17 protein-coding genes are annotated in these 25,717 nt (G+C 72.4%); all 17 read left to right on the top strand.

Annotated elements, in window-relative coordinates; translation table 11 throughout:
* Positions 1-41: 41 nt before the first annotated feature.
* The gene (locus IG74_RS0122340; protein ID WP_030680065.1) at positions 42-275 is read left to right on the top strand and encodes a type II toxin-antitoxin system VapB family antitoxin; all 234 of its coding nucleotides are present in this window, start codon (positions 42-44) and stop codon (positions 273-275) included.
* Positions 272-679 carry a PIN domain nuclease gene (locus tag IG74_RS0122335; RefSeq protein ID WP_030680063.1) on the top strand — a complete coding sequence of 136 codons (408 nt, stop codon included), beginning with the start codon at positions 272-274 and terminating at the stop codon, positions 677-679. Before IG74_RS0122340 ends, IG74_RS0122335 begins: the two co-directional genes overlap by 4 nt.
* 90 nt (positions 680-769) lie before the next feature.
* On the top strand, positions 770-892 hold the full coding sequence (locus tag IG74_RS54215; protein WP_267885586.1) for a hypothetical protein: 123 nt from the start codon (positions 770-772) through the stop codon (positions 890-892).
* 1,262 nt (positions 893-2,154) lie between these two features.
* Positions 2,155-5,151 carry an AfsR/SARP family transcriptional regulator gene (locus IG74_RS0122325; protein WP_078868961.1) on the top strand — a complete coding sequence of 999 codons (2,997 nt, stop codon included), beginning with the start codon at positions 2,155-2,157 and terminating at the stop codon, positions 5,149-5,151.
* Between the two features lie 114 nt (positions 5,152-5,265).
* Positions 5,266-6,633 (top strand): MFS transporter, encoded by a 1,368-nt coding sequence (locus tag IG74_RS0122320; protein WP_030680051.1) that lies wholly within the window; start codon positions 5,266-5,268, stop codon positions 6,631-6,633.
* Between the two features lie 275 nt (positions 6,634-6,908).
* Complete coding sequence (locus IG74_RS0122315; protein WP_030680048.1) at positions 6,909-7,214, top strand: hypothetical protein; 306 nt, start codon at positions 6,909-6,911, stop codon at positions 7,212-7,214.
* Positions 7,214-8,674 (top strand): M14 family zinc carboxypeptidase, encoded by a 1,461-nt coding sequence (locus IG74_RS0122310; protein WP_158857724.1) that lies wholly within the window; start codon positions 7,214-7,216, stop codon positions 8,672-8,674. Before IG74_RS0122315 ends, IG74_RS0122310 begins: the two co-directional genes overlap by 1 nt.
* Positions 8,675-8,853: 179 nt before the next feature.
* Entirely contained in the window at positions 8,854-9,468 is a 615-nt protein-coding gene (locus tag IG74_RS0122305; protein WP_078868960.1) for a flavin reductase family protein, read from the top strand.
* A 536-nt stretch (positions 9,469-10,004) separates the two neighbouring features.
* Complete coding sequence (locus IG74_RS48070) at positions 10,005-10,988, top strand: helix-turn-helix domain-containing protein (RefSeq protein WP_051855151.1); 984 nt, start codon at positions 10,005-10,007, stop codon at positions 10,986-10,988.
* A gap of 752 nt (positions 10,989-11,740) precedes the next feature.
* The gene (locus IG74_RS0122295; RefSeq protein WP_030680040.1) at positions 11,741-12,604 is read left to right on the top strand and encodes a 3-hydroxyacyl-CoA dehydrogenase family protein; all 864 of its coding nucleotides are present in this window, start codon (positions 11,741-11,743) and stop codon (positions 12,602-12,604) included.
* The gene (locus IG74_RS0122290; RefSeq protein ID WP_030680038.1) at positions 12,604-13,275 is read left to right on the top strand and encodes an O-methyltransferase; all 672 of its coding nucleotides are present in this window, start codon (positions 12,604-12,606) and stop codon (positions 13,273-13,275) included. Before IG74_RS0122295 ends, IG74_RS0122290 begins: the two co-directional genes overlap by 1 nt.
* Positions 13,276-13,289: 14 nt before the next feature.
* Positions 13,290-13,565, top strand: a complete 276-nt coding sequence (locus IG74_RS0122285; RefSeq protein WP_030680036.1) for an acyl carrier protein — start codon at positions 13,290-13,292, stop codon at positions 13,563-13,565.
* Positions 13,558-14,658 carry an acyl-CoA dehydrogenase family protein gene (locus IG74_RS0122280; RefSeq protein ID WP_030680033.1) on the top strand — a complete coding sequence of 367 codons (1,101 nt, stop codon included), beginning with the start codon at positions 13,558-13,560 and terminating at the stop codon, positions 14,656-14,658. The genes IG74_RS0122285 and IG74_RS0122280 overlap by 8 nt, the downstream gene beginning before the upstream one ends.
* Before the next feature lie 27 nt (positions 14,659-14,685).
* Entirely contained in the window at positions 14,686-15,777 is a 1,092-nt protein-coding gene (locus IG74_RS0122275; protein WP_030680031.1) for an HAD-IIIC family phosphatase, read from the top strand.
* Positions 15,778-15,863: 86 nt separating this feature from the next.
* Entirely contained in the window at positions 15,864-17,741 is a 1,878-nt protein-coding gene (locus IG74_RS0122270) for a BTAD domain-containing putative transcriptional regulator (protein WP_051855150.1), read from the top strand.
* Positions 17,742-17,889: 148 nt separating this feature from the next.
* The gene (locus tag IG74_RS0122265; protein ID WP_420709931.1) at positions 17,890-24,177 is read left to right on the top strand and encodes a type I polyketide synthase; all 6,288 of its coding nucleotides are present in this window, start codon (positions 17,890-17,892) and stop codon (positions 24,175-24,177) included.
* Positions 24,178-24,212: 35 nt separating this feature from the next.
* Positions 24,213-25,717 (top strand): beta-ketoacyl synthase N-terminal-like domain-containing protein (locus IG74_RS0122260; RefSeq protein WP_030680025.1); only part of this gene is annotated, 1,505 nt, incomplete at its 3' end.

The raw sequence follows: 25,717 nt of genomic DNA, 5'->3' as shown, positions 1-25,717 counted from the left end.
CTTGGTTATGTACATCACGGACTCTTGGCGAGGAGGCTGGTATGTCCGTCACTCAGATCGATCTCGATGATGAGGCGCTGGCCGAGGCGATGCGGCTCATGGGTGTCACGACGAAGAAGGAGACCGTCAACGCGGCTCTGCGGGACTATGTGGCGCGTATCAAGCGGCTGGAGGCCGCGGAGAAGCTGGCCGCGCGGGGTGAGCGGGGCGAGTTCGAGGCCGGGGCTGCGGCGCACGCGGCTGCCAAGCGCGCCCGGCAGGCAGCCTTCGAGTGATCACGTACCTTCTCGACGCTTCCGCCCTGTGGCACCTCTTCCGTACGCCGGGGGCGTTGCGGCCCTGGGAAGGGCACATCGCCGCTGGCGTGTTTCATATCTGTGAGCCGACGCGGGCGGAGTTCCTCTACTCGGCCACAAGCCCGGCTCACCGTGACGAGCTGGCCGAAGAGCTGGACGCCTTCTGCCGGTTCTCGCCGGTGCCCAAGAACGCGTGGCGCTGGGTCGATACGGCGCAGTACAAGCTCACCCAGCGAGGGCAGCACCGTGCCGCCGGCGCCATCGATCTCCTGGTGTGCGCGACAGCGGTCCATCATGGCCATACCGTGCTCCACGTGGACAATGACTTCGCCACGGTGGCGGCGGTCCTCAAGGAAATGCAGGAACGGGACGTACGCGCCTGACGGCTGGCCATCTGGTCTGGTCGAGTGTGGCGATAGGAACTCACTGACCGAGCGGTAGTTGCTGGCCCTAGGTGGCCGATCGCCTCCCCGATGAAGTCGGCCGAGCCAGTCGTCACTCGCGTCCTCGACCAGGCTGACGCCCGCGCCGCCGGTCGTCACAGCGCGTCCATCGCGCTCGTGGACGGGGTGCGCCACCAACTCGACCTGCTCTAGCGGGAAGTTATCCACCGTTGGACTACCCCCCCGCACGCGCGGGGACCACATCCCAGGATCGTGCAGAGTCTGCGGCGTGCAGGGACCACCCCCGCACGCGCGGGGACCACAGGCCGTGACCTGCGGCGCTACACGGTCGGCAGTGGGTTTTTCCTTACTTCTTGAGATACCGGCATTCCACCTGGATATGCTCAAACCGCTGCAATATGCTGCAAAACTCCTCCCCAATCACAGCTGCCTGGCGGCGAACTCATGCTGGAGCTACGTCTGTTGAGACGCGCCGGTGTGGTTCTTGGTTGGTCGTCATCGATAGAGCCGGGTGCATTCCCGTGCCGTAGGTGGTTCTGGGTCGGTGTGCGTGTTCGCCGTCATCGCGTCGTACTTGGCGCTACGGCGTGAAGCGGTGCGCGGCACTCCTCGCTCCTCGACGGGTGGCTACTGTGCGTAGTCGTAGGTAGGTTGAGTCCAACGGCTGTCGCGGTTGCTCCCTGGGGTGTGGCTGTGCGCGCTGTGGCGGAAGCCCCGCCGTTCCGAGCGGATCATCATGTCCCGCCCTGACGTCTTGAGTCGGACTGTGAGGCAATTGCCTCACCGCGTCAGAGCAAGCAGGTTCGAGCAGGACTCGGCAGGGTCGAATCAGGTGGACACGTCCGACTCTCCGGCGAAGTCGCAGGTGAGGTGCGCCACCGCTCTAGCTTCGATTCCCACCCACCCCCTGCGCGGCGCAGGTGCAGAAACGTGGCACCTGGCACCTGGCACCAAGCGAGGCGACCGCACCGTGGCCCCACCGGACTGGTACCGGCTGGGGCGGCGAGCTCGGGCCGGAGCTACGTCTGCAGCCGCAACGTCCCCGCATGCGCCGTGGCGCGTAAAGGGCCGCCGGGCCTCGCGGACGTGCGAGGCGCGGCGGCCCGGGTGGCATCAGTGGATGCCCTATCGCGGGTTGCGGCGCGTACCCCGTCGCGTACCCCGTCGGGAGATCTTCGTCATCTCGGCCCCTCCTTCCCCTGGTCCCAGCCGGTGCGGCTGTGCTTCCGGTGGTCCCGGTCGCAGGAGAAACATCGCTGGTCGTGGCCAACGCGGGGTCTACAAAAAGTCAACGCGCCCGGTCCTGCCCCGCGCTCCCCGGTTATGTCACCGGCGGCGGCCTGCGGATTTCCCCGTGCCGACACGCCTGGAGAACCCGCCGCCGTCCCTCTCGCCGTGACTTAAAGTGCCCTGTCCAGCGGGGGCTGGACGGGCGGTCGTCTCAGGGGGGAACCATGGACGCGTACCGGTTTGTGCTGCTCGGGCCACCTGTCGTGGCGCGCGGCGGCGGGCAGGCCCTGATGATGCCGCCGCAGCAGATGGCGATACTCGCCGCTCTGGCCCTGCGGGCCGGTACGCCGGTCGGTGTGGAAGAGATCATCGACGGCCTGTACGACGAAGCGCCGCCCGCCAGCGCCACCAACGTGATCGCCAACTACGTGCTGAGGCTCCGCAAGGCGCTGGCGCCCTCGATGATCGTCCGTACCCCGGCCGGCTATCTGCTGGACACCGACCCCGCCGGCGTGGACGCGACCGCGTTCCTCCGGGCGGCGGGCGCACCGGCCCTGGACGACCCGCGAGCGGAAGCGGCACGCCTGGCCGCGGCCCTCGACCTGTGGTCCGGGCGGATCGCGCTGGCCGGGCTTCCCGGACCTTGGTGCGCCCGGCAGCGCGAGTCCCTGACCGTGCTGCGCGAGGCCGTCCGCCAGCGCCGGTTCGACCAGCAGCTGGCCCTGGGGCAGCACGCCGAGATCCTGTCGGACATCGCCGACACCTGCGCCGACCACCCCTACGCGGAGCACCTGCACGCCACCCACATGCGCGCCCTGCTGCGCTGCGGGCGGCAGGCCGAGGCGCTCCAGGTCTACCGCCAGGTGCGCCGCACGCTCTCCGAGGAACTCGGCATCGACCCCGGTCAGGAACTGACCCAGGTCCACGACGCCATCCTGCGCGGCGACGACCCGGGCCCTCCGTACGCCGCGCCCCGGCCCGCCGCTCCCGTACTCACCTCGCCGCCCGCACCCGCACCGCCCTCCCCGCCCACGGCGCCGAAGATCGTGCCGCACCAGCTTCCGGCACCCCCGGCGGACGCCACCGGACGCCACGAGTACGTCGCGCACCTGATCGGGACGCTCCGCACGACCGACCACGCGGTGGGGCTCATCACCGGCATGGGCGGCGAGGGCAAGAGCACGCTGGCCACCCTGGTCGCGCACGCCGTCGCCGACGACTTTCCCGACGGACGGCTCTGGGCCTCCCTGCACGGGGCCTCCGACGCGCCCGCCAAGCCCGGCGACATCCTGGCGGACTTCCTGCTCGCGCTCGGCGTCGCCCCGGAACGGCTGCCCGAGGGCACGCGGGAGCGGGCCGCGCTGTACCGGACGGTCACGGCCGACAAGAAGATCCTCGTCGTCCTGGACGACGCCGCCGACGCCACCCAGCTCACCCCGCTGCTCCCGCCCGCTCCCCGCAGCGCGGCCCTCATCACCTCCCGCACCCGTGTGACCACCGGGGTGAGCACGGCGGTCGTCCTGGACGGGATGGAGCAGAGCGAGGCCCAGGGGTTCATCGCAGCGATCATCGGCGAGCGGCGCGCCCAGGCCGAACCGGCCGACGTGGCCGCCCTCGCGGCGGCCTGCGGGCGCCTGCCGCTGGCCCTGCGCATCATGGCGACCCGGCTCGCCCAGCGCCCCCGCTGGAGCGTGCGGTCCATGGCCGAGCGGCTGGCCAGCGAGGACCGGCTCCTCGGCGAGCTCCGCACCGGGGATCTGAGCGTCGACCGGGCCTTCGAGCTCTCCTTCGACCAGCTCACCCCGGCCCAGGCCACGGCCTTCGTCACGCTGGCCGTCCCGAAGGTGCACCACTGGAGCCTGGCCGCCGCGGCCACGGTGCTCGACCTCCCCGAGGACCGGGCCGAGACGGTCCTCGAGGAGCTGGTCGACACCGCGCTGCTGACCTCGCCGGAGCCCGGCCACTACGCCTTCCACGACCTGGTCGTCGCCTACGCCCGTACCAAAGCGGCCCACCGGCTCGCCGACGAGGAACGCACCGCGGCCCTCACCCGCGCCACGGACTACTGCCACGCCAGCGTCCGCACCGCCCTGCGGCTCGCGGCCTCGGGCGTCATCCCGTACCTCGGTCCTGACGGTGACGTCCCCACCGCGAGTCCCGGTGCCCCCGACATCGTCGACAACGCGACCGCGGTGGCCTGGATACGCGCGCAACTCCCCGCCCTGGTGACCCTGTCCGTCCAGGTGGCGGCCGAGGGCGACCGGCACGCCGCCGCCCACAGCGTGGCCCTGCTGAGCCTGCTCAGCCGCTGGACGGACGCCGTGCCCATGGGCGCCCTCCTGGAGGCCGCCGAACCACTGGCCGTCGCGACGGCGCCCGGCGGCCGCGCCCACTCCGACGACCTCGTCCACGGCGCGGCCTGCTGCGCACTGGGTTCGCTCCGCTTCGGCGGGCCGCAGCACGACACCTCCCTCACGGCGTTCCAGGACGCGGTCCGCTACGCCGACGCCAGCCCGGCGGACGACCCGCGGACGCACCATCTCCTCAGCCACAGCCACGAGGGGGTGTCGGACGTCCTGCTCCGGCTCGGGGACCATCGCGTCGCACGCCACCACGCCCGGCTGAGCATCGAAGCGGCACGCCTGACCGGCCACGAGGCCCTCGTGCGCCAGCAGTACATCAGCGCGCTCCAGATCGAGGCGCTCGACCCCGACCGGGAGACGGACCTCGCCACCATCGCGGCGCGGGCACTGGAGTCGGCGGCCTGGTTCGAACGGGCAGGGAACCGCGACATGCGGATCGCCGCCCTGGTCCTCGCCGGACTCGCGCACCTCCACGGGGCGCGGCCCGTGGAGGCGGCCGCCGTCTACGAGCGGGTGGCGACCCTCGCCCGCACCTTCGACCGCAGCCTGATCGAGACGCTGTGTCACTACCGGGCCGCCGAGGCGTACACCGCTGCGGCCTCGAGCCCCGGCGACGCGCTGCTGCTGCGGCGCGCGCTCGTCCATGCCGAAGCAGCCGTGGAAGGCGCCTCGTTGTGCGGCGAGGACCTGATGACGGCCCGCGCCCACCAGGCCATGGGCAAGGCCCTCGCCGGGGCCGGCCGGGACGCGGCGGCCCAGCCCCACCTCCGCGCCGCCCTCTCCGGTTACACCAGACTGGCCATGACGCAGGACGCCGACCGCATCTCCGGCATCCTGGCCTCCGTGGAGGCGTCGTAGTCGTAGAGGGCGTCGTAGCCAGCGGGGAGACCGCGCACCGGCAGGCGGGTCCCGGCCCCGTGCCGCAGACGCGGCGCAGAGAGCGGGTAGATCCGTGGGCGCGAGGCTGCGGCCATGACCGACACCCTCGCCTCCGCCGCCACCTCACCCCCGGTGCCGGACCCCGCCGCGGACCGCCCCGACCCCTCCGACGCGCGGGCGCAGCGGATCGTCATCGGTGCCTCGATGACGGGCAACGCCGGTTACGGCCTGCTGTCCACCATCACCGTCCTGTACTTCAGCACCCATCTGCACCTGGCCGCCTCGCGGATCGGCCTGGCCCTCACCGTCGCCGGGGCCTGCGCGATGCTGCTCGGCATCCCGGCGGGGCGCCTCGCCGACACCACCGTGCCGCCCCGGCTCGGCGCCGCGCTGTCCTATCTGCTGCTCGCCGCGACCGAGGTCTGCGTACTGACGGTGGACTCGTACTCCGGCCTCGTGATCGTCCTCGTCGTCGCCGCGGGCTTCCAGATGACCGCGGCGACCATGCGGCAGACGATCGTGGCCCGGCTCGGCGGGCCCCGTGCCTCGGTCTTCCGGGCCAAGGTCCTCGCCCGTTCCAACCTGGCGATGATGGTCGGCATGGCGGCGAGCAGCCTGGTCATCGCCGGCGGTTCGGCAGCCGCCTACCGCGCCGCGATCCTGCTCTGCTGCGTCCTCACCGCGGTCCAGGGGCTGCTGTTCCTGGCCCTGCCGCCCGGCCTCGCGGCTCCGGGGGCCACGACCTCCGCCCCCGCCCTGGACGAACCCGGCGCGGACGGACCGGCCGCCGCGGACGGACCCGGCGCGGACGGACCCGCCCCGGACGGACCGGCCGCGGAGGCGGACCGCGCCGGGTCGCGCTGGGAGGCCTTCAGCGACCTCTCCTACCTCAGCGTCTGCCTCATCTACGCCACCCTCGTGCTGCTCGAAACCGTGGTGACCGTGGCACTGCCCCTGTGGATCACCCAGCACACCGCCGGGCCCGGCTGGCTCATCGCCGTGTTCGGCGTGGCCAACACCCTGGCCATCGCCTGCCTGCTCACCAGGACCGCCCGCAGAGTGAACACGCCCCGCAGGGCAGGCCGTGCCATGGCGGTCGGGGGCGTCTTCGCGGGAGTCTTCTGCCTGCTGACGGCCCTGGCCTCCGGGCTGCCCGTCCTCCCGGCCGTCGTCGTCCTGGTGATCGCCCTGCTCGCCTCGATCGCGGCCGAACTGCTCACCGTGTCCGCCGAGATGGAACTCACCATGACCCTGGCGCCCGAGCACGCCAAGGGCCAGTACCTGGGCCTGTCCCAGACCGCGCTCACCGCCGCCGGCACAGCGGGACCCTCCCTCGTGACGCTCGCCTGCCTCACCTGGGGCCGCCCCGGCTGGATCCTCCTCGGCGCCCTGCTCACCCTCGCCGGACTAGCCACCCCGGCCGTGGCCGCCTGGGCCGAACGCACCCGCCCCGCACCGTGACGCGCGGCGGTCCCCGCCGGTGCCGGTTCGGCTGGGGACGTTGTCGTGCGGTGGGTTCCGGAGGTGGGGACCACCGGTTGTGGTGGTGGCGTTGACAGGGGGTGTGGGGCGTCGCATCGTCGGTGGTGGTGGACTGCCGGACGTCGCTGGATCCTTCGGGCCATGGTGGTCCCGGCGGCCTCGTGACCGGCCCGGTTCCGTCTCCTCGGTACGGGCCGCCCTGATCGTTGCGGGGAGCCGCATCCCCTTCCGGCCGTCCCCGTAGGGAGACGGACATGAGCGAACCAACCGAACGCCCGGCGGTGCGTTTCGACGCCACGGTCCACCCCGGAGCCGCGAACCGCGACCTTCGCGGGGTCGCCGATCTGGACCTGGACCGGATCCCCGACCCGGAGGGCGCGGTCCGGGTGCTCGTCACCGCGGACGACTGCCGTCGGCTCCTGGAGAGCGGCTACGAAGTCCATCTGCACGCCCCGGTGCCCGTGCGGCCGCTGCCCGGCGAGCTGGTGGAGCAGGACGAGGCGGTCAGGGCCTGGCTGGAGGAGCGGCTCCAGGGGAGCCGGCGGGCGGGGGGTGCGTGATGTACCGCACGGTCGCCCAGCTCGACTCGGTGATCTCGCAGCTCGCCACCTCGTTCCCGCAGCTGTGCACGAGGCTCCAGCTGCCCGAGCCCTCCCTCCAGGGCCGCCCGGTGTTCGCCCTGCGGCTGCGCGGCGGCGCCGGGGGAAACCGCCGCGGCGTCCTCCTGGTGGGCGGCACGCACGCGCGTGAACTGATGAACCCCGACGCGCTGGTGGAGTTCGCCGTCGACCTCGTCACGAGCTATCAGAACGGCACCCCGGTCGTGTACGGGGGCCGGACCTGGACCGCCCTTGACGTCAAGCTCATCCTGGAGAGCCTCGACGTGTGGATCGTGCCCTGCGTCAACCCCGACGGGCGCCACCGGGTGATGACCGTCGACGACATGTGGCGCGGCAACCTCCGCGACAACCCGGGGACCACGTGCGACGGCGTCGACCTCAACCGCAACACCGACTTCGTCTGGGGCGTGGCGGAGGGCCAGACCTCGTGCAGCCCCTGCAGCGAGGTCTTCGTCGGGTCCGGCGCGTTCTCCGAACCGGAGACCCGCAACGTCAAGCACCTCCTGGACACGCGGCACATCCACAGCTTCGCCGACGTGCACTCGTTCTCGGAGCTCGTCCTCTATCCGTGGGGCCATGCCCACAGCCAGACCGACGACCCGGCACAGCGGTTCACGGGCCTGCCCACCGGGACCTGCGCGCCCCTCGCCGTCCCGGGCTACCGGGAGTACATCACCCCCCGGGACCTGCTCCGCTTCACGACGGTCGCGGGGCGGATCGTCGAGGCGATCGCGGCGGTGCGCGGGCGCGCGTACACCCCCCAGACGGGCCGCGCGCTGTACGCCACCACCGGTACGCAGAGCGACTACGCCTACAGCCGGCACATCGCGCAGCCCGCGCTGCACAAGACGTACGGCTTCACCCTGGAGACGGGCCCGCGGGCCGAGACCGTGCCGGACTCCTTCCATCCGCGCGACCCCACCCTCATCAAGCGCGACGCCAAGGCGGGCGTGCTTGCCCTCGCCCAGCAGAGCGTCTGCGCCTTCGACCTGATCGGAGTGCGCATCCTCGGGCGCCAGACCGAGGTGGACGCGGTGCGCCGGGTCCGCGACGAACAGCTCGCGACCACCGCGGCAGGGCGGGAGTGGATCGCTCTCATCGAGCGGGTCGAACTGCCCGTCGCCGCCGTGCTGTTGGCGGACGAGCGGCTCGCGGTCCGGGCCGCCGCGCTGATCGAGCGCGCGGGGAAGGTGATCGCGGACGCGAAGCTCGTGGTGGGCGACGACGACGTCGGCCAGGGCCTCGCCCTGCTCGACGAGCTGGCCCAGCGGGCCGGGGCCGAGGACGAGCAGGTCCGCGTCGATCTGAAGGCCGTCGGCGTGGCGCTCGACCGGGCGCGGAGGCGGCCGGCGGCCGAGGTGGTGAGGGAGCTGATGAGCCGGGGGCCGCTGGAGAAGTGACGAGAGCCTCGGGGCGGCGGCCCGCTCCTCTCCGTGAGGGGCGGGCCGCGCGCTGTCGGCCCGACTGCGCCCCAGGGCCAAATCCCGGCAAGGGTCTTGGTGGCTCGTCCCAACATGGGGATCCGAGGGCTTCCTATACTTTCGATATAACGAGGAGTTGGCTAGTCGAGGAGTCGGTTATGGTTGCCCCGTTCGACGCGACGGAGTTTCGGCGGACCCTCGGCTATCTGCCGACCGGGGTTACGGTCATCACCACCACCGGGGAGTTCGGCGAGCCGGTGGGGATGGCGTGCAATTCCTTCATGTCGGTGTCGTTGAATCCTCCCCTGATCATGATCTGTGCCGGGAAGGAGTCGGCGACGCTCGTCGACCTGCGGCGCAGCGGCGGATTCTGCGTGAATATCCTCGGCAGCGGTCAGGGAGAACTGTGCCGACAGTTCTCGGTCAAGGACATCGACCGGTTCGCCGGTGTTCCGTGGACCGAATCGGCCGCCGGTCCCGAATTGGGTGACGCCGTCGCCTGGATGTCGTGTGCCATCGAGGTCGAGCACGATGCCGGGGACCACGTCATCATCATCGCCAGGGTGACCGCGCTGCGGGTGAATCCGGACGAGCCCACGCCGCTGGTTTTCCACCGCGGGAAGTTCGGGTCGTTCCGCGAAGGTGTGGAGCCGCTCGCCGCGACGGCCGCTCTGCCCCGCCAGAAGGTCGGCGGCAGCACGCGCGTACCGCCGGTAGCTCCGGGCGCGTACGGATACGCGCAGGGATACGCGTACGGATACGCGCACAGATAAGGGGCACAGGCCGCCGGCGTCCCGTACCGCGGGCGTGCTCATGGGGCCGGGCCGGGGTATGCGCTGTCCAGATTCTGGACTTCCGGGAAATGCGCATCCCCGGAATTCATTGGTCCGGATGAGTGCGTCCTGGTGAGGGCCGGTGTGGCCGACCGGGCGGGGCGAGGTCGCCCTCCCCGCCCGATGCCCGTTCCGCTTGGCTGTTGACCGCTTGGCCTTCTTACTGGTCAGCGAGGCCGGGGACGGAATAGCGGAATCTTTCATTCGCCGTTCTTGCGCACGAGTTCCCGAGTTCCCCGGTGAAGGGGACGTGGACGTGCGGCGTATTGCAGAAACGGTTTTTCTTCTCTCATGTCGCCCATCGGGGCGGAGAAGCGACTAAACCAGACTTACGACATAAGCGCGGCTCCTGGCGCCTGGCTCATCGGGGGTGAGTCCTATACATTGGCGCATTGGTAGAAACATCGAACACCGCTCAGGCAGATTATCCCGTCCTGGGGGAATTGGAGGGGATACTTAGTGAACTTGGAGCGCCTTTGTTTCCCAAGCCAGTCGCTGGGGTTTTTGAAGTTTATGAATGGAGTTTAGACAGGGACGGCTTCGCCGTCGACGACGTCGCACACGAGCTGGGCTTCCATCCTGCCGAAAGTGAGGAGATCGTCGCCAAACTCCTGGAGCTCCAGCTCATTCAGCCGTCCCGGGACAGGGAGGCCTGGTTCATTCCGACGGATCCGGGCATCGCCTCGTCGCAGCTTCTGAACCAGGGCGAGCTCGATCTGCTCGAACGCAAGCTGGCGGTGGGCCAGCTCAGAAACGATCTGGCCCGGCTCTCGCTCCTCTTCCGGTCGAGCAAGTTCGGCAGCCAATATACAAATTCATTCGACATTGTGAAAGTGCCCGAGACGGTCAGATTGCTGCTGTCGGAGGCGGCGGCGAACAGTTCCCAGGAAGTCGTCTGCATGCAGCCCGGCAGCGGCTGGCCCGCCGACGATCTGGTCGAGTCACAGACCCGGGACTTCCAGACGCTCAAGCGGGGGGTGCGTCTGCGAGTCCTGTACCAGCACGCCGCCCGGTTCGACACGCCGACCCGTGAGCACGCGGAGAAGTTGATCGAGTCCGGCGCCGAGATCCGCACGGCAGGTGCGCTCTTCGGCAAGATCGTCATTTTCGACCGCACGGCGGCGTACATCCCGGCGAGTGGTGAGGACGGCGGTGCCGTCGTCGTGCAGGAGCGTTCGCTCATCGACTTCCTGCACTCCTGCTTCGAGCACGTCTGGGCGACCGCGAAGGAGTTCGACACCCGCCGGGCCGAAATCGATGTCATCGGCGGCGACATGAAAAAGGAGATCGTCAAGATGTTGATCTCCGGGGCCAAGGACGAAGCCATCGCCCGGCGCCTCGGCGTTTCGGTCCGCACCTGCCGCAAACACATCGGCCAGGTCATGCAGATGTTCGGCGCGACGAGCCGATTCCAGTTCGGCTATCTGGTGAAGGAGGCGAACCTCGAGGAGGACGTGTAAGGCGCGACCCGAGGACGTCTGACGCGCAACCCGACGACACCGCGCGGCGTCCGGCTTAATGCAACACGGCCGGACGTCGCGCGGTCGCGCGCTGCCCGGGGTCCCGGCCCGCACCCGCCGGGTCCGCCGGCACCGGTCGGCCGCCAGGCCCCGGCACCGTCATGTGCGCAGGTCGAACGGGGGTCGGGGGAGCTTCCTCAAGTGGAAGTGCAGCTTGATGAGCGGGCTGCGGGGTGGAGCCGCCTGGTGTTCTGTCAGACACTGTGGGCCGTTGCAAGAGTGCAACCGCGGAGTTGTTCGCTGAACACCAAGGGGGCCGCGTCCATCCATGCATTCCGCGTTTCGCAGGTCGGTCGGCAGCAGTACATGTGGCGCTTCCGAATTCACCGCGGCGGGGTAATCTGCGCGTAGGGCGATGCCCGCGATTTCCGCGGGGCGCAACCCACGCGAAACGAATGTTTAATATTTCTTGGCTATTGCCTTTGGGTCGAGTGTCGTAAAGTCCTCGTCGGTGAGTGCTTTATGGTCGGTGCTGCACCGGATGCGGCTCGGCCGATCTGCCGATCCATTTTCGTGTCCGCAGGCATCGAGCGTGATTCTCTGAATTCGGACATTCCCTTCCGGAAAATCCTTGTCGGACGTAAAGCGACTGAAGCTGAGGTGTGCTCAATGAGCGGGTCTGTCGTGTGTGCCGCCGGTCGAGGGGCGGAGAAGCCCCCGGCCGCTCGGGGACGGACGGGCGTGATCGCCCGATGACCGGGAACGGGGGAGAGCAGCAGCGGCTCGCGGTCTTCGGCGCGGGCGTGATGGGCATCGGCATCGCGACGCTCGCCGTCGGCCGCGGCGTGCCGGTCACGCTCGTGGACGTGGACCAGGCGCGCCTGGGCACGGCCCGCCGACGGCTCCGCGACGAGCTGCGGCTCGCCCAGATGATGGGCGCCCTGCCGAGGAGCGGCCCCGCCGGTGAGCTGGAGCTCGCCGACTCCGTGGCCGCCGCGGCGGACGCGACCTGGGTGATCGAGGCGATCACCGAGGTCGCCGAGCTGAAGACCAAGGTGCACCGGGAGATCGCGGCCGCGGTCGCCCCCGGCACGCTGCGGGTCACCAACACCTCGTCCATCCCGGTCGACGAGCTCGCCGGCCAGGTCTCCACCCCCGAGGACCTGGCCGGCATCCACTTCATGAATCCGCCGTACCTGATCGGCACCCTGGAGGTCGTGCGCGGTCCGCGTACGTCGGAGCGGACGATGGCGGCCGTCAAGGAGCTCCTCGCCGTCCTGGGCCGCAAGGGCATCGTGGTCGGCGACGGCCCCGGCTTCGTCACCAGCCGGGTGCTGCACCGCATGATCAACGACGCGGCGAACGTCGTCGAGGAGGGCCGGGCCACCGCCGAGGACGTCGACGCCCTGATGGAGGGCTGCCTCGGCCACCCGACGGGCCCGCTGCGGACCGCCGACCTGATCGGCATCGACAACCTCGTCGACTCCCTGTGGGTGCTGCACGAGCGCACCGGGGACGAGGGCTGTCGCCCCAGCGAGCTGCTCCTGCGCAAGGTCGCCGAAGGCAACCACGGCCGCAAGACCGGGCGTGGCTTCTACGAGTACGAGGTCCGCTGATGGCCGGTCAGGTGGAGCTGAACGAGGGCGTCCTCGACTACGTCCGCTCGGTGTCGCTGCGCGACGACGAGATCCTGCGCGACCTGGTGAACGAGACGGCGTTCATGCCGTCCCTGAACGCCATGGTGACCATGCCCGAGGAGGGGCAGCTGCTCGCCCTCCTCGTCGGTCTCACCGGTGCCTCCCGGGTCCTGGAGATCGGCACGTTCACCGGCTACAGCACGCTGTGCATGGCCCGTTCGCTGCCGCCCGGCGGGCGGATCGTCACCTGTGACATCAGCGAGCGCTGGACGAAGATCGCACGGCGGTACTGGGAGCGCGCCGGGGTCGCCGACCGGATCGAGCTGCGGCTCGGCGACGGCGCCCGGAGCATGGCCGACCTGCTCGCCGAGCACGGCCCCGAGACCTTCGACCTGGTCTTCGTCGACGCCGACAAGACCGGCTACGCCCGCTACTACGAAGAGGCGCTGACCCATCTGCGGCCCGGCGGCCTCGTCGTGCTCGACAACACCCTCTACTTCGGGCGGGTCGCGGACCCCGAGGCGCACGACGCCGACACCGAGGCCATCCGCGAGCTCAACGCCGCCCTCCACGTCGACAGCCGGGTGGAGCTCTCGCTGCTCCCGATGGCCGACGGCATCACATTGGCACGCAAGAACAAGGCGCAGTGAGAAAGGGACTTCCCATGACGGACTCGACAACGGAACTGCCCGTCGCCGCCATCGAGCAGCAGATCGGCGCGTTCCTTGAGGCCAAGACCAAGATGACCTGGGAGCCGGAGGTGGACCTGTTCGCCTCGGGCGCGGTCTCCTCGCTCTTCGCGATGGAGCTCGTGGTGTTCGTGGAGAGCACGTTCGACGTCGAGGTGGAGGGTCCCGACCTCGCCCTGGACAACTTCCGCACCCTGCGCACCATGAGCGCGCTCGTGACCCGGCTGCGCGTCGGGGGCACCGGTGCTTGACGCCCTGACGGCGCTGGTGACCGAGACGGTCGGCGACGCCGCGAGCGAGTGGGACGTCACGGGTGAGATCCCGCTCGGCGTGCTGCGCGGACTCGGCGCCAAGGGCGTGCTGTGCGCCGAGGCGAAGCCGGAGTTCGGCGGCCTCGGCCTGTCCGGCCTCGACAACGCCGAACTGACCGCGCACACCGGAGCGCTGTGCAGCTCGCTGCGGTCCGTGATGACCTCGCAGGGCATGGCCGCGTGGACGCTCCAGCGGTTCGGCGACAAGGCGCAGCGCGCGGAGTACATCGGCCGCCTCACCGGCGGCGAGCTGGCCGCGGTGGCGTTCAGCGAGCCCGGCGCGGGCAGCGATCTCGCCGCGATGAGCACCGAGATCCGCAGCGACGGCGACGACATCGTCGTCAGCGGCACCAAGACGTGGATCACGGTCGCCGGATACGCCGACTGGATCGTGGTGTTCGGCCGTCACGAGGGCGGCGGCGCCGTCGCCGTGGTGCCCGCGACGGCCCCCGGCGTCCAGGTCACCCGGGTGCCCGAACCGCTCGGCTGCCGCGCGGCCGGGCACGCCACCGTCCGGCTCGACGACGTACGGCTGCCCGCAGAGCACCTGCTCGCGGTGGCGGGCCAGCCGATCGTCATGCTGACCACCATCGCGCTCACCTACGGCAGGCTCTCGGTGGCTTGGGGCTGCGTCGGCATCCTGCGCGCCTGCCTCACGGCCGTCGCCCGGCACGTCAAGGAGCGCGAGCAGTTCGGCAAGCCGCTGCTTCAGCACCAGCTCGTCGCCCGGCACCTGGCCGAGCTCTACGCCGCCGAGCGGACGGCGACGCTCGCCTGCGAACGGGCCAGTGCCGCCTGGGACAGCGGTTCGCCGGAGCAGGTGCCCGCTTCCGTCCTCGCCAAGCACGTCGCGGCCACGAACGCGGCCCGCGGCGCGGCCGCCGCCGTGCAGGTGCTCGCCTCGGCGGGCGCGGCGGGCGGCCACGTGGTGGAACGGGCCTTCCGGGACGCGAAGTTGATGGAAGTCATCGAAGGCAGCAACGAGATCTGCCAGCTGATACTCGCCGAGCACGCCGCCGCGGCGGCGGCCTGAGCGGTCCCACGGAACGGGGGAGCGAACATGTCCGAAGCACAACCGATCGTGAAGTGCCTGGTCTGGGATCTCGACAACACCCTGTGGCAGGGCACACTCGTCGAGGACGGCCACGTGGAGGTCGACGACACCCTCCGCAAGGTCGTGACGGAGCTCGACGCCCGCGGCGTACTGCAGGCCGTGTCGAGCCGCAACGACCACGACGAGGCGTGGGCGAAACTGGAGGATCTCGGCCTCGCCGAGTACTTCGTGCTTCCGCACATCGGCTGGGGCCCGAAGTCGGAGTCCGTGCGCAGCATCGCCGAGCGCCTCAACTTCTCGCTGAAGACGATCGCGTTCATCGACGACCTGCCCACCGAGCGCGCCGAGGTCACCTACCACCTGCCCGAGGTGCGGTGCTACCCGGCCGAGCAGGCGGCACAGCTGCTCGACCTGCCCGAGTTCAGCCCGCCGGTGGTCACCGTCGACGCGCGCAGGCGCCGCGAGATGTACCAGGCCGGGTTCCAGCGCGACCGGCAGCGCGAGGAGTACCAGGGCGCCGACGAGGAGTTCCTGCGCTCGCTCGACCTGGTGATGCGGATCGGCAAGGCCAGGGACGAGGAGATCACCCGGGTCGAGGAACTGACCCTGCGGACCAGCCAGATGAACGCGACCGGCGTGCACTACTCGGACGCCGCCCTGCGCTCCCTGCTGACCGACGAGGACCACGAGGTGCTCGTGGTCTCCATGGCCGATCGCTTCGGGCCGCACGGCGCGGTCGGCGTGATGCTGATCGAGAAGACCCCGGGCGCCTGGCGCACCAAGCTGCTCGCCACCTCGTGCCGGGTCGTCTCCTTCGGCGCGGGCGCGGTGCTCCTGCGCTGGCTCACCGACGCCGCGGCCCGCGCCGGTGTGCACCTCGTCGCCGACTTCAGGCGTACCGAACGCAACCGGATGATGGAGGTCGCCTACCGGTTCGCGGGATTCACCGCCGCCGAGTGCGCCTGCCTCGCGCCGTTCTCCCCGCCCGAGGGGACCGAGTGCCTGCATCTGGAGCCGGTCCGGCAGGACCCGCCGACGACCCTGCGCGTCCACGCCCCCGAGCCGCTCGCCGGCGGGCGCGAGGCGGAGTGGCGGTAGGCGGGGACAGCACGCACGGCTGACGCGAACACGCACGATCTACGGGGGATGTCTTGCAGTTCTTGGTTCTTGGCCCGTTGCAACTGATGGACAACGAGAAGCCGATCGCGCTCGGCGGCGACCGCCGGCGGGCGACGCTCGGCCTGCTGCTGCTCAACGCCGACCGGGAGGTGGCGACCAGCAAGCTCCTCGACGGCCTTTGGGGCACCGACGAGACGCCCATGACGGCGCGGAAGGTCCTGCAGAACGCCGTGCGCGGGCTGCGCGTCACGTTCGCCGAGCACGCGCACGGCGACGCCCGCCCGCCTGCCCTGCTGACGTGCGCGCACGGCTACCAGCTGCAAGTCGATCCCGAGCAGGTCGACATGTTCCGCTTCCACCGCCTCGCGCGGGCGGGGCGGGCGGAGCTCGCGGCCGCCCGCCCCGGCGCCGCCGCGGCCACCCTGCGCGAGGCGCTCGCCCTGTGGCGCGGGCGGGCCCTCGCCGACCTCGTCGAGTCCGGGCACTCCTGGCCGGAGCTCACCGCCCTGGAGAACGCGCGGCTCGACGTGATGGAGGACTACTACGAGGCCGAGCTGGCAGGCGGCCGCCACCAGGCCGTCCTCAGCGACCTGGAGGCCATGGTCGAGGCCGAGCCGCTGCGCGAGCGGGCGTGCCACCAGCTGATGCTGGCCCTGTACCGCGCCGGCCGGCAGGCCGACGCCCTCGCCGCCTACCGGCGGGTGCGGGTGCGGCTCGCCGAGCAGTTCGGCCTCGAACCCGGCCGCGAACTGCGCCTGTTGCAGCACGCGATCCTGGTGCACGACCCGTCCATCGCGGCGCCCGCGGGCCCCGCGCGACCGGTGGTGATCACCGGGCTCGGGCAGGAGACCGAGCCCCGTGAGCGGCCGGTCGCCCGGCCGGTCCAGCTGATCCCGGCCCAGCGCTCCGTCGGCCGGAGCAGCGTCAGCACCGTGCTGATCCGCGCCGACTACCCCACCGGTAGACGGGCCGGGGACGTCGGCCGGGCCCTGGAGCGCACCGCGCGGATCGTGCAGGAGGAGGTGGGGCGGCTCGGCGGCGTGGTCGCCGGGTCGACGGGCTCCGTCACCCTCGCCCTGTTCCGGTCCGCGTCGCCGCGCGACGAGGGCTCGGGCCAGGCCGCCGAGCGCGCGGTCCGGGCCGCGATGGCGCTGCGGCAGCGCATCTGCTTCGACGTACCGGACGGCGAACGGCCCGCCCTGCGCGTCGCGGTGGCGACGGGCGAGATGCGGGTGCGCCCCGGCGGGGACGCCCGGGAGCCGCTGCCCGTCAACGGCGCCCTGCTCGTCGACAGCGAGTCCCTGCTCCAGGCCGCCGAGGACACGGAGATCGTGGTGTGCGGCCGCACCCGGAGACTGACGGGCACCGCGATCGCGTACGGCCGTGAGGGCGGTCACCGGCCGCGCTGGACGGTCAAGGGGCGCTACCGCGACTCCTACGGCAGGGCGGAGGTCCTCGACCGCGAGCCCGAACTCGGCGTCCTCAACAGCCTGCTGGAGCGGGTCCGCCGCCGCTCACGGCCGCATCTCGTGCTGGTGGTCGGCGCCCCCGGGATCGGGAAGTCGCCGCTGCTCGCGGCGTTCGAGCGGCGCGTGGAGAACGCGGCGACCGTGCGGCTCGGCACCGGGGGGCCCGCGGGCCCCGCGAGCACGCCGCAGGTGGCGCGGCTCGCCGAGCACGGCCCGCTGGTGGTGTTCGCCGACGATCTGCACCGGGCCGACCACGCGGTCCTGGAGTTCATCGAGGAGCTCCTGGAGGCACCGCAGCCGTTTCCGGTGCTCGTGGTCGCCGCGGCCCGCCCCGAGCTGTTCCGCAGGCGCCCGGACTGGGGCGCGGGCCAGCGGCACGCCAGCCGCATGACCCTCGAACCGGTGGCGGCCGAGCCGCGCGCCGAGGCACCCCGGGCCGGGCAGCTGGCGAGGCTCTGCCATGTCGCCAGTTGAGAACGCGCCCGCCCGTTGGTCCCGGGGGCCAAATTCGCCGCCCGGTCCGGTGTTCTCGAACCCGGCTGCCCACCACCCCCGCAATGTTGACTGGCCGAGCTGAGTACCCGGCCGGAGGAGTGACGAGACGATGGAGAACGAGGGCAGGCTGCGGAACTACCTCAAGCAGGCCGTAGGGGAGCTGCAGGACACGCGTGAGCGCCTGGCGGACCTGGAGCGGGCGGCCAGCGAGCCGATCGCGATCGTCGGCATGGCCTGCCGCTACCCGGGCGGCGTCGTCTCGCCGGACGGCCTGTGGGACCTGGTGGCCGAGGGCAGGGACGCCATCGGCGCGTTCCCCGCGGACCGCGGCTGGGACGTCGAAGGACGCTACGACCCGAACCCCGGCGTGCCGGGCACCTACTACGCCCGCGGCGGCGGATTCCTCTACGAGGCCGCCGAGTTCGACGCCGAGTTCTTCGGGATATCCCCCAGGGAAGCCCTCGCGATGGACCCCCAGCAGCGGCTGCTCCTGGAGACGTCGTGGGAGGCCCTGGAGCGGACCGGCGTCGACCCGCAGACGCTGCGGGGCAGCGACACCGGCGTGTTCGTGGGCCTCATGGGCCACGGCGGCCAGCGGTACGGGCTCGGCGCGGAGGAGTCCGGGCAGGGCGGCGACGGGTTCGGCGGGACCGGCAGCGCGGCCAGCGTCGCCTCCGGCCGGATCGCGTACCTGCTCGGCCTGGAAGGGCCCGCGCTCACCGTCGACACGGCGTGCTCGTCGTCGCTCGTGACGATGCACCTGGCCAGCCGCGCGCTGCGCGGCGGTGAGTGCTCGCTCGCCCTGGCGGGCGGGGCCGCGGTGATGGCGACCCTGGACACCTTCGTCGAGTTCAGCAGGCAGCGCGGCCTCGCCGAGGACGGCCGCTGCAAGGCGTTCTCCGCCGCCGCGGACGGCACGGGCTGGTCCGAGGGCGCGGGCATGGTGGTCCTGGAGCGGCTCTCCGACGCCCAGCGGCTCGGCCACCCGGTGCTCGCGGTGATCCGCGGCAGCGCGGTGAACTCCGACGGCGCCTCCAACGGCCTGACCGCGCCCAACGGCCCCTCCCAGCAGCGCGTCATCCGCCAGGCCCTCGCCGACGCGGGCCTCACCGCGGCCGACGTGGACGCCGTCGACGCGCACGGCACCGGCACCCGCCTCGGCGACCCCATCGAGGCGCAGGCCCTCCTCGCCACCTACGGCCAGGAGCGCCCCGAGGGGCAGCCGCTGTGGCTGGGCTCCCTGAAGTCCAACATCGGGCACACCCAGGCTGCCGCCGGAGTCGGCGGCGTGATCAAGATGACCCTCGCGCTGCGCCACGGCCTCCTGCCGAGGACCCTGCACGCCGATGAGCCCTCGCCCGCCGTGGACTGGGATGCGGGCGCGGTGGAACTGCTCACCGAGGCGCGCGACTGGCCCGCGAGCGACCGGCCGCGGCGCGCCGCGGTGTCGGCGTTCGGCATCAGCGGCACCAACGCCCACCTGATCATCGAGCAGGCGCCGGAGCCGGAGGCGGGCCCCGAGCCCGCCCCGCAGCCCGACGGCGCGGCCCTGCCGCTGCTCCTCTCCGCCTCCTCCACGGCCGCGCTCGCGGCCAGGGCGGAGCAACTGCACGCCCTCGTCACCGCCGGGCCGGTCCCGCCCGTGGCCGCCGCGCTCGCCACCCGCGCGCCGCGCCTCGCCCAGCGCGCGGCCGTGACCGGCGACGACCTGCTGGCGGGCCTGCTGGCCCTGGCCGACGGCAGGCCGTCGAGGGACGTCCTGACCGGCAGCGCTCGGCCGCGCGGCAAGACGGTGTTCGTCTTCCCCGGGCAGGGCTCGCAGTGGTCCGGCATGGCGCTCGACCTGTACCGGGAATCGGACGTCTTCCGCGCCCAACTGGACGCCTGTGCCGCCGCGTTGAAGCCGCACGTCGACTGGGACCTGCGCGACGCGCTCGCCGGGCCCCTCGACCGCGTCGACGTGGTCCAGCCCGCCCTGTGGGCCGTGATGATCTCGCTCACCGCGCTGTGGCGGCACCACGGCGTGACCCCCGACGCGGTCATCGGCCACTCCCAGGGCGAGATCGCCGCCGCGTACGTCGCCGGAGCCCTCACCCTGGAGGACTCCGCGGCCGTCGTCGCCCTGCGCAGCAAGGCCATCACCCGGCTCGCGGGCACCGGCGGCATGGCGTCCGTCCAGCTCCCGCAGGACGCGACGGAGCGGCGGATCGAGGCGTACGGCGGCTCCGTGGAGGTCGCCGCGGTCAACGGGCCCGGCAGCACGGTCGTCTCGGGCACCCCCGGCGACCTCGCCGACCTCGTCGCCTCCTGCGAGGCCGACGGCGTCCGCGCCCGCCTCGTCCCGGTGGACTACGCCTCGCACTCGGCCCACGTCGAAGCCCTGCGCGAGGAGATCCTCACCGCGCTCGCCGACATCACCCCCGGGCCCGCCCGGGTCCCGTTCCACTCCACCGTCACCCACGAGGTCCTCGCCGGACCCGAGCTCGACGCCGAGTACTGGTACGGCAATCTGCGCAGGACCGTCGGCTTCGCCCGGGGCACGCGCGCCCTGCTCGACCAGGGCCACGGAGTGTTCGTCGAGGTCAGCGCGCACCCCGTGCTCGTCAATGCCATCGGCGAGACCGTCGAGGAGGCGGCGGCCGACGACGCGGTCGTCCTGGAGTCGCTGCGCCGCGACGACGGCGGCACGGCCCGCTTCCGCACCGCGCTCGCCAAGGCGTACGTGCACGGCGTCGACGTCGACTGGCGCATCCCGCCCGGCGCGTCCGTGGAGCTGCCCACCCACCCCTTCCAGCGCAGGCGCTACTGGCTTGAGGAGCCCACCGCGGTCGGCGACACCTCGGCCCTCGGCCTGCGCGCGGCGGACCACCCGCTGCTCGGCGCGGCCCTGCGCACGGCCGACGCGGACACCCTCGTCCTCACCGGACGGCTCGCCCGCGGCGCGCAGCCGTGGCTTACGGAGCACGGGCTCGGCACGTCCGTCCTGCTGCCCGGGACGGCCCTGGTCGAACTGGCCCTGCACGCGGGCGACCAGGTCGGCCGCGGGCACCTCGCCGAACTGACCCTGCACGCGCCGGTCCTCCTCGACGCCGATCTCGACCTCCAGGTCCTCATCGGCGCGGACACCGGTGCCGGGCGGCCCGTGAGCCTGCACACCAGCCCGGGCGGCACGGACGACTGGACCCGGCACGCCACCGGCCTGCTGACCGACGAGAGCCCCGCCGCGCCCGACGACCTCACGGCCTGGCCGCCGCCGGGCGCGACCGCCGTGCCCCTCGACGGGTTCTACGACTCCCTCGCCGAGCGCGGCTACGCCTACGGCCCCGTCTTCCGGGGCGTGCGCGCCGCCTGGCGGGACGGCGACGTGCTCTACGCGTCGGTCGCGCTGCCCGACGAGCAGGACGTGACCGGCTTCGGCCTGCACCCCGCGCTGCTCGACGCCTCGCTGCACGTGGCGGGCCTCGCCGCGGCCGACGGCGTCCGGGCCCCGTTCAGTTGGAGCGACGTGCGCCTGCACGCCACCGGCGCGCGGACCGCGCGGGTCCGGCTGACCCCGGTGGGCCCCGACGCGGTCGCCGTCCTCGTCACCGACGAGGCCGGGCAGGCCGTGGCCTCCGTGGGCGAACTGGCGCTGCGGCCGGTGGACGTGGCCGCCCTCGGGCACAGGCGCGTGGACACCTCGGCCCTGTTCGGCCTCGACCTGGTGCCGGTCGAACTGCCGGAGCCGCCCGCCGAGCCGGCCTGGGTCACGCTCGCCGCCGACGGACAGGACCGCCCGGCCGCGCCGGTGTCGGCGACGGCCGCGCTGTGGACCTGCCCCGAAGGCGACCTGGAGGACGTCGTCGACCGGACGCTGCACGTCGTACGGGAGTGGCTCGCGGAGCCGCACCTCACCGACGTCCCGCTCGTGGTCCTCACCCGCGCCGACGACCTCACCCACCGCGCGGTGACCGGACTGCTCCGCACCGCGCGCAGCGAACACCCCGGCCGACTGCGCCACATCGACATCGACGACCACCCGCTGGCGCGGGCCGCGCTGCCCGCGGCGATGGCCGCCGGACACCCGGAGCTGACCCTGCGCGGCGCGTCCGCCGCCGTGCCCCGGCTCAGCCGCGCCGCCGCGGCACCGGCCCTGACCGAGCCGGGCGAGCGGCCCTGGCGCCTGGGCCTGACCTACGGCGGCGACCTCGAAAGCCTGTCGCTCACGCCCTGCCCCGAGGTGCTGCGCCCGCTGGAGCCCGGCGAGGTCCGGGTCGCGGTGCGGGCGGGCGGCCTGAACTTCAAGGCCGTGCTCCTCGAACTCGGCATGGTGGCCCGCGACGAGTGGTCGTCCCTCGGCGAGGGCGCGGGCATCGTCCTGGAGGTCGGCGCCGACGTCACCGGACTCACCCCCGGCGACCGGGTGATGGGCCTGTTCACCGGCGGCCTCGGCACGGTCACGGTCACCGACCGCAGACTGGTCGCCCCGATGCCCAAGCACCTGACGTTCGCGCAGGCCGCAGGGGTGCCGGTGGTGTACCTGACGGCGTACTACGGGCTCGCGGACCTGGCCGGGCTCAAGGCGGGCGAGTCGCTGCTCCTGCACGCGGCGACCGGCGGCATGGGCTTCGCCTCCCTCCAGCTCGCCCGGCACTGGGGCGCCGAGGTCTTCGGCACCGCCAGCTCCGCCAAGCGGGACGTGCTGCGCGCCTGGGGCTTCGACGACGACCACCTCGCCGACTCCCGCAGCCTCGGCTACGCCGACCACTTCGCGAAGGCCACCGGCGGCCGCGGCGTGGACGTGGTGCTCAACTCGCTGGCACACGAGCACGTCGAGGAGTCCCTCGCCCTGCTGCCGCGCGGCGGCCGGTTCGTGGAGATGGGCAAGACCGACATCCGCGACGCCGACGAGATCGCGGCGGCGCACCCCGGCGTGCGGTACCGGGCGTTCGACGTGATGGAGGCCGGGTTCGACCGCATCGCCGAGATGCTCGAAGAGATCCGCGTCCTGTTCGACGAGGGCGCGCTGCGGCCGATGCCGCTGACCACGTACCCCGTGCACCGCGCGCCGGAGGCGTTCCGGTACCTCAGCCAGGCACGGCACGTCGGGAAGATCGTCCTCACCCTGCCCGCGCCGCCCGACCCCGACGGCACGGTCCTCGTCACCGGCGGCACCGGGGTGCTCGGCGGACTCGTCTCCCGGCACCTCGTCGCCGAACACGGCGTACGGCGCCTCCTTTTGACGAGCAGGCGCGGTCCGGCGGCCGACGGCGCGGACGCCCTGGTCGCGGAGTTGCGGGCGGCGGGCGCCGAGGTGTCCGTGGTGGCGTGCGACGTCTCCGACCGGGAGTCCGTCGCGGAGCTCGTCCGCTCCGCGCACCGGCTCACCGGTGTGGTGCACGCGGCGGGCGTCCTGTCCGACGGGGTCCTGGAGGCCCTGACGCGGGACGACCTCGACGCCGTGCTGCGGACGAAGGCGCGCTCGGCCCAGTACCTGCACGAGCTGACGCAGGATCACGACCTGTCCCTGTTCGTGCTGTTCTCCTCGGTCGCCGGAGTCCTCGGCAGCGCGGGCCAGGGCGGCTACGCCGCGGCGAACGCCTACCTCGACGGCCTCGTCGCGCACCGGCGCGGCCTCGGCCTGCCCGGCACGTCCATCGCGTGGGGCCTGTGGGCGCGGGAGAGCGCCATGACAGGCCATCTGAGCGAGGGCGACAAGGACCGGCTCGCCCGGATGGGACTCGGCGCGATCGACGACGAGCAGGGCCTCGCCCTGTTCGACGCGGCGCTCCGGCTGCACCGTCCGCTGGCGGTCGCGGTCCCCGTCGACGTGGCCCGGCTGCGCGAGAGCGGGCAGCCGGTGCCGGAGCTCCTGACGGGCCTGGACCCGGCCGGGCAGGTCCGGCGGCGCGTCGTGGCGTCGTCGGCCGCGGCCGCCACCCGGGCGGACCGGCTCGTCGAGCTGCCCGAGCGGCAGCGGCGCAAGGAACTCCTGGAACTCGTACGGGAGTCCGCGGCGGTCGTCCTCGGCCACAGCACGGCCGACGCGGTCGACGAGGACAGCGCGTTCAAGGAGCTCGGCTTCGACTCCCTCACGGCGGTGGAGCTGCGCAACCGCCTCGGCAACGCCACGGCACTGCGGCTGCCGCCGACCGTCGTGTTCGACCATCCGACACCGGCCGGGCTCGCCGCGTTCCTCGACGGGCTGCTCGTGCCCGCGGCGGAGACGACCGTGGGGTCACTCGTGACCGAACTCGACCGGCTCGCCGTGGCCGACCTCGACGAGGACGAGCGCGGCCTGCTCGCCAAGGGGCTGCAGGAGGTGCTGCGCCGCCTGGCGGCGCCGGCCGAAGCGGGCGGGGAGGAACGGGACTTCACCGAGGCCTCCGACGACGAAATCTTCGACTTCATCGACGGCGAACTCGACATCGCGTGATCTCGCCTGTTCCGAACGAAAGGGGGCTGCCCGGGATGTCCACCGAGCAGAAGCTTCGAGAGTATCTGCGGCGGGTCACGACGGACCTGCAGCGAGCGCGGCGGGAGCTGCACGACGTCCGGGCCGCCGCCCGCGAGCCCATCGCGATCGTCGGCATGGCGAGCCGCTTCCCGGGCGGCGCCCGCACCCCCGACGAGCTGTGGGAGCTGCTCCGCGACGGCGGCGACGCGCTCACGGAGTTCCCCGCCGACCGCGGCTGGGACCTCGACCGGCTCTCCGACCCCGACCCGGAGACGCCGGGCACCACGTACCTCACCAAGGGCGGCTTCCTGGCCGACGCGGCCGGGTTCGACGCCGAGTTCTTCGGGATCTCGCCGCGCGAGGCGCAGGCGATGGACCCGCAGCAGCGCGTCCTGCTCGAAGCGTCGTGGGAGGCGCTGGAGAGCGCCCGCATCGACCCGGCGTCGCTGCGCGGCAGCTCGGGCGGCGTGTTCGTCGGCGTGATCCCGCAGGAGTACATGCCGCGCGCGGGGGAGACGCCCGAGGAGCTGGAGGGCTTCGTGCTCACCGGCGGCACCACGAGCGTCGCATCGGGCCGGATCTCCTACGTCCTCGGCATGCTGGGCCCGACGGTGACCCTGGACACGGCCTGCTCGTCGTCGCTGGTGTCGATGCACCTGGCGGAGCAGGCACTGCGGAGCGGGGAGTGCGACATCGCCCTCGCGGGCGGCGCCACCGTGATGTCGGGCCCCAGCGTGTTCGTGGAGTTCTCGCGGCAGCGCGGCCTCGCCCCCGACGGCCGCTGCAAGGCGTTCGCGGCCGCGGCGGACGGCACCGGCTTCTCCGAGGGCGTCGGCGTGCTCGTGCTCGCGCGCCTTTCGGTGGCGCGGGAGCGCGGTCTGCCCGTGCTCGCCCTGGTCCGGGGCAGCGCGGTGAACTCCGACGGCGCCTCCAACGGCCTGACCGCGCCCAACGGCCCCTCCCAGCAGCGCGTCATCCGCCAGGCCCTCGCCGACGCCGACCTGTCGCCCGCCGAGGTCGACGTGGTGGAGGCGCACGGCACCGGCACGAAGCTGGGCGACCCGATCGAGGCCCAGGCCCTGCTCGCCACGTACGGGCAGGCGCGTACGGCCGACTCCGATGACCAGCCGCTGCTGCTTGGCTCGTTGAAGTCGAACATCGGTCACACGCAGGCCGCCGCGGGTGTCGCGGGCGTCATCAAGATGGTCATGGCGATGCGCCACGGCGTCGTGCCCAGGACCCTCCACGTCGACGAGCCGACCTCGGCGGTGGACTGGTCCTCGGGCGCGGTCGAGCTGGTCACCGAGGAGCGCCCCTGGCCGGAGACGGGACGGCCGCGCCGCGCCGCCGTCTCCTCGTTCGGGATCAGCGGCACGAACGCCCACGTGATCCTTGAGCAGGCTCCGGTGGAGGAGCCGGTCGTGGTGGAGGAGCGGTCGGGTTCGTTGCCGGTGGTGCCGGTGGTGGTGTCGGCGCGTTCGTCGGAGGCGTTGCGGGCGCAGGCGGAGCGGTTGGTGTC

Origin of the sequence: Streptomyces sp. NRRL B-1347 (assembly GCF_000720325.1) — a bacterium.
Taxonomy (GTDB): domain Bacteria; phylum Actinomycetota; class Actinomycetes; order Streptomycetales; family Streptomycetaceae; genus Streptomyces.
The sequence above is the reverse complement of the archived record's forward strand: the minus strand, read 5'-3'. Positions and strand labels throughout refer to the sequence as shown.

What these genes read in the sequence shown, in the direction of transcription:
- IG74_RS0122320 (WP_030680051.1), top strand. Translation starts at nt 5,266, where the DNA reads ATGACCGACACCCTCGCCTCCGCCGCCACCTCACCCCCGGTGCCGGAC.
- IG74_RS0122325 (WP_078868961.1), top strand. Translation starts at nt 2,155, where the DNA reads ATGGACGCGTACCGGTTTGTGCTGCTCGGGCCACCTGTCGTGGCGCGC.
- IG74_RS0122315 (WP_030680048.1), top strand. Translation starts at nt 6,909, where the DNA reads ATGAGCGAACCAACCGAACGCCCGGCGGTGCGTTTCGACGCCACGGTC.
- IG74_RS0122305 (WP_078868960.1), top strand. Translation starts at nt 8,854, where the DNA reads ATGGTTGCCCCGTTCGACGCGACGGAGTTTCGGCGGACCCTCGGCTAT.
- IG74_RS0122310 (WP_158857724.1), top strand. Translation starts at nt 7,214, where the DNA reads ATGTACCGCACGGTCGCCCAGCTCGACTCGGTGATCTCGCAGCTCGCC.
- IG74_RS54215 (WP_267885586.1), top strand. Translation starts at nt 770, where the DNA reads ATGAAGTCGGCCGAGCCAGTCGTCACTCGCGTCCTCGACCAGGCTGAC.
- IG74_RS0122295 (WP_030680040.1), top strand. Translation starts at nt 11,741, where the DNA reads ATGACCGGGAACGGGGGAGAGCAGCAGCGGCTCGCGGTCTTCGGCGCG.
- IG74_RS0122270 (WP_051855150.1), top strand. Translation starts at nt 15,864, where the DNA reads ATGGACAACGAGAAGCCGATCGCGCTCGGCGGCGACCGCCGGCGGGCG.
- IG74_RS0122290 (WP_030680038.1), top strand. Translation starts at nt 12,604, where the DNA reads ATGGCCGGTCAGGTGGAGCTGAACGAGGGCGTCCTCGACTACGTCCGC.
- IG74_RS0122285 (WP_030680036.1), top strand. Translation starts at nt 13,290, where the DNA reads ATGACGGACTCGACAACGGAACTGCCCGTCGCCGCCATCGAGCAGCAG.
- IG74_RS0122340 (WP_030680065.1), top strand. Translation starts at nt 42, where the DNA reads ATGTCCGTCACTCAGATCGATCTCGATGATGAGGCGCTGGCCGAGGCG.
- IG74_RS0122275 (WP_030680031.1), top strand. Translation starts at nt 14,686, where the DNA reads ATGTCCGAAGCACAACCGATCGTGAAGTGCCTGGTCTGGGATCTCGAC.